This is a genomic window from Actinomycetota bacterium (genome assembly GCA_035540895.1).
Lineage (GTDB): Bacteria > Actinomycetota > JAICYB01 > JAICYB01 > JAICYB01 > DATLFR01.
Window position 1 is genome coordinate 1 of sequence record DATLFR010000178.1, and the last position, 3,400, is coordinate 3,400.

General features: G+C 71.2%; 5 protein-coding genes. 4 read left to right on the top strand and 1 reads right to left on the bottom strand.

The features are described 5' to 3' along the window. Window positions 1-255, top strand: a 255-nt coding sequence (locus tag VM840_10285; protein ID HVL81966.1) for a heavy metal translocating P-type ATPase, incomplete at its 5' end; no start/stop codon positions are given. Window positions 256-268: 13 nt separating this feature from the next. Here VM840_10285 and VM840_10290 read toward each other — a convergent pair. After that, window positions 269-772, bottom strand: coding sequence for a DUF892 family protein (locus VM840_10290; GenBank protein HVL81967.1), 504 nt, complete (start codon window positions 770-772; stop codon window positions 269-271). Between the two features lie 93 nt (window positions 773-865). Here VM840_10290 and VM840_10295 point away from each other — a divergent pair, with 93 nt between their 5' ends. The 3 genes from VM840_10295 to VM840_10305 form a co-directional block, all read left to right on the top strand. Beyond that, window positions 866-1,921 carry an NAD-dependent epimerase/dehydratase family protein gene (locus tag VM840_10295; protein HVL81968.1) on the top strand — a complete coding sequence of 352 codons (1,056 nt, stop codon included), beginning with the start codon at window positions 866-868 and terminating at the stop codon, window positions 1,919-1,921. Between the two features lie 38 nt (window positions 1,922-1,959). After that, window positions 1,960-3,081, top strand: coding sequence for a hypothetical protein (locus tag VM840_10300; protein ID HVL81969.1), 1,122 nt, complete (start codon window positions 1,960-1,962; stop codon window positions 3,079-3,081). A 53-nt stretch (window positions 3,082-3,134) separates the two neighbouring features. After that, window positions 3,135-3,400 (top strand): hypothetical protein (locus tag VM840_10305; protein ID HVL81970.1); only part of this gene is annotated, 266 nt, incomplete at its 3' end.

Sequence of the window (3,400 nt, forward strand, 5' to 3'; positions counted from 1 at the left end):
GTGCTGGCGGGCAACGATCCCCGGGCCGTGGTCAGCATCATCTCGCTGTCCCGGGCCGCCCATCGCAAGGCCCTGCAGAACCTGTGGTGGGCCGCCGGCTACAACGTGGCGGCCATCCCGTTGGCGGCCGGGGCCCTGGCCTGGGCGGGCGTCACCCTGTCACCGGCCGTGGGGGCCGTGCTGATGAGCGCCTCCACGATCGTGGTGGCGCTCAACGCACAGCTCCTGAGGCGTATCGACCTGCGCTCCCCCTAGCGATCGGGAGAGCTCAGCTCGTTACGTCTACCTCCTCCTGCACGAGCGTCATCTCCAGGACGCGGTCCCAGCGCTCGTTGATGAACTCGGCCATGCGCTCCTCGTCCGCCCGGATGCGGCGGGCGACCTCGGCCGTCGAGTGGTCCCCAGCCCGTTCCGCGAGTCGCTCCAGCAGCTGATAGGCCGCGATCTCGAGGTGCTCGGTGACGTACCCATCCCGCGCGTTCTTCCCGGGCTTGTCCGAGCGGATCAGGTCCGCCATGCCCTTGGCGAAAGCGCCCATCCGGGCCGGGATGTCCTTGATGGCTGTACCGCCGGTGTCCATCGCGTCCAGCCGCTCCTCCAGGAGGCGCGAGTGCTCCTGGGTCTCGGTCTTGTGCTCCTCGAGGCGCTGGCGCATCTGCTCGTCCTCGGTCGTCCGGATCATCGAGTCGAGCATGACGAGGACGTTCTCCTCCATCGCGTGCGCGTCCCGCACGTAGGACGCGAGCATCGAGCTCAGGTTCGGTTCCGACATGGTGGTTCTCCTCTCGTCTGGTAGCAGGAGCATCCCCGCGTAGCGGACGCGGAAACCAGGTTCGTCCCGATGGGGGTGGGGGATAGGCGCAGGATGAGAGTGGTCGTGGTCGGTGCGACCGGCAACGTAGGGACGAGCGTGGTCTCGGCTCTCGCGCGCGACGAGCAGATCGGGTCGATCGTCGGGCTGGCCCGGCGGCGGCCGGCCTGGCAGGTGGACAAGACGGGGTGGGGCGTCTGCGACATCAGGTCGGGACACATCCGCCCCCACCTGGCGGGTGCCGACTGCGTCGTGCACCTCGCCTGGCAGATCCAGCCCTCGCGTGACATCGAGGCGATGCGGGCTACCAACGTCGACGGGACGAGGCGCCTGCTCGAGGCCGTGGTCGCCGAGGGCGTGAGGTCGTTCGTCTACGCGTCTTCGATAGGGGCCTACGCGCCGGGTCCACGAGGCGGGCGGGTCACGGAGGACTGGCCGGCTCGCGGTATCTCGTCCAGCTTCTACGCCCGCCACAAGGCGGAGGTTGAGTGGCTGCTCGACGCGTTCGAACAGGAGCACCCCGAGGTGCGCGTGGTGCGGCTGCGCCCGGGGCTCACCTTCAAGCGGGAGGCCGCGAGCGGGATCCGCAGGCTGTTCGCGGGGCCGCTGGCACCGACCTCGCTCGCCGGCCGCCGTCGAATACCCGTCCTCCCGATACCGGCGGACCTTCGGATACAGGCCGTGCACACCGACGACGTGGCGGAGGCGTACCGGTTGGCCGTGGTCAGGACCGATGTCCGCGGCGCCTTCAACGTGGCGGCCGACCCCGTCCTGACCGCCGACGATCTCGCGGAGGCCCTCGGCGCGCGGCCCGTGCACGTCCCGTTCGGACTGTTGCGCGCCGGAGCCGCGCTCAGCTGGCGGATGTGGCTCCAGCCGACGCCCCCGGGCTGGGTGGATATGGCGCGGGCGGTCCCGATGATGGACACCACACGCGCCCGAACGGTCCTCGGCTGGTCGCCGACGTTCACATCGCGGGAGGCCTTCGCCGACCTGCTGGACGGCATGGCCGAAGGCTCCGGGCTCCCGACCCCGCCGCTGGGGGCCGATGCCCCGGGCCGACGCGTCGGGGAGCTCGCCCGCGGACCCGGGAACGCATCCGGCGACTGAGACGCGTTGCCCTCGGCCTCGGATGTAGGCTGACGCCGATGTCGTCCTGCACGAGCTGCGGCAACCGTCTGCCTCCCGGTGCGACGACCTGTCCCGCGTGTGGGGCGGTCGCCTTCCCGGCCTCGACGGCCAACCTGAGGCCTCTCGGCATCGGGGAGATCGTCGACGTTGGGATCAAGATCTTCACCCGCAACTTCAAGCCGCTCGTGGTGGCCGTCGCCGTGGTGGTCGTGCCCGTCCAGGTGCTGGCTTCCTTCATCAGCGTCTCCGCGGGAGGCTTCCAGGACTTCACGGCCTTCACCCAGCCGCCCACGGGGGAGGTCCCGGTCGTGCATCCGCGCGATCTGGCCACGATGGCGGTCGGTGGGTTCTTCGTGACGGTGCTCGGTCTCATCTCGACCCAGCTGGCGACGGGAGCGAGCTTCAAGGCGGTTAGCGACGCCTACCTGGGCAGCACCGCCGACTGGCGCAGCTCCCTCGGGTTCGCCGTGGCGCGCCTGGGGCCGCTGGTCTGGCTCGGACTCCTCGTCTTCATGCTGATCGGGGGGATCGTGGTCGCCGGCGTCGCGGTCGGTGCCGCTCTAGGACTGGCCGCGTTGGGAGCCGGAGCAGGCCTGTTCCTGCTCTTCGTGCCGTTGACGCTCGGGATGATCGCCGCCGTCGTGTACCTGGCGGTCGTCTGGTCCGTCGCCGTGCCTGCCCTGCTGTTCGAGGACCGTCGCGGGAGGGAGGCACTGCGCCGGTCGAAGCATCTCGTGCGTGGCTTCTTCATCACCACGGCCGTCGTGCTGCTACTGAGCCTGATCATCCGCGCGGTCGTCGGCGGCATCTTCGGCGGCATCTTCGCGCTCCTTTTCCGCACGGTGGGGGACACGGCCTTGGCCCAGTTCCTCCTCAGCCTGGTCGTCGGGGCGGGGAGCTCGGTCCTGACGACCCCGTTCGCGGCGGCGATCCTGGCCGTCCTCTACTTCGACCTTCGCGTGCGCAAGGAAGGGTTCGACCTCGAGCTGCTCATCGCGCGCATGGGGGGTCCGGACGCGGCGGCTCCCACCGGGCGCGCTCCCGACCCGTGGGACCCCTTCGCCGCGCCCCCCGAGCGGGACCAGACGCCGAGGCTGCGGCCCCCGGATCCGGACGGTCCGACCTGGGAGAGCCGCTGAGGCGCGCGGCGCCCGCCGTCGCCGCGGTCCTCCTCGTCCTGCTCGCTTCCCCGGTGGGAGCCGAGGAGGTGACGGGTCCACAGCTCAGGGAGCTGGCCAGGCGCGCCGCGAACGATCCGACGGCTCTCGCCCGGCTGCGTTCGGTGACTGCGGTCGACGGGCGTCCGGTCGATCTCGGGCAGGCCCTCGAGGGCGCGGAGGGCGACGATCTGCAGGCCCGGCTCTCCACCCTCGCCACCGACCGGGACGGGCGCGACGGTGAGCTGGGGGGCGCCGCCCCGGACCGCGCGCGCGAGATCGTCTCCGGCCCCCCCTACAC

Bases quoted from the DNA above. Each gene is read 5' to 3' on its own strand.
- VM840_10290 (HVL81967.1), bottom strand. From the start codon at position 772: ATGTCGGAACCGAACCTGAGCTCGATGCTCGCGTCCTACGTGCGGGAC.
- VM840_10295 (HVL81968.1), top strand. From the start codon at position 866: ATGAGAGTGGTCGTGGTCGGTGCGACCGGCAACGTAGGGACGAGCGTG.
- VM840_10300 (HVL81969.1), top strand. From the start codon at position 1,960: ATGTCGTCCTGCACGAGCTGCGGCAACCGTCTGCCTCCCGGTGCGACG.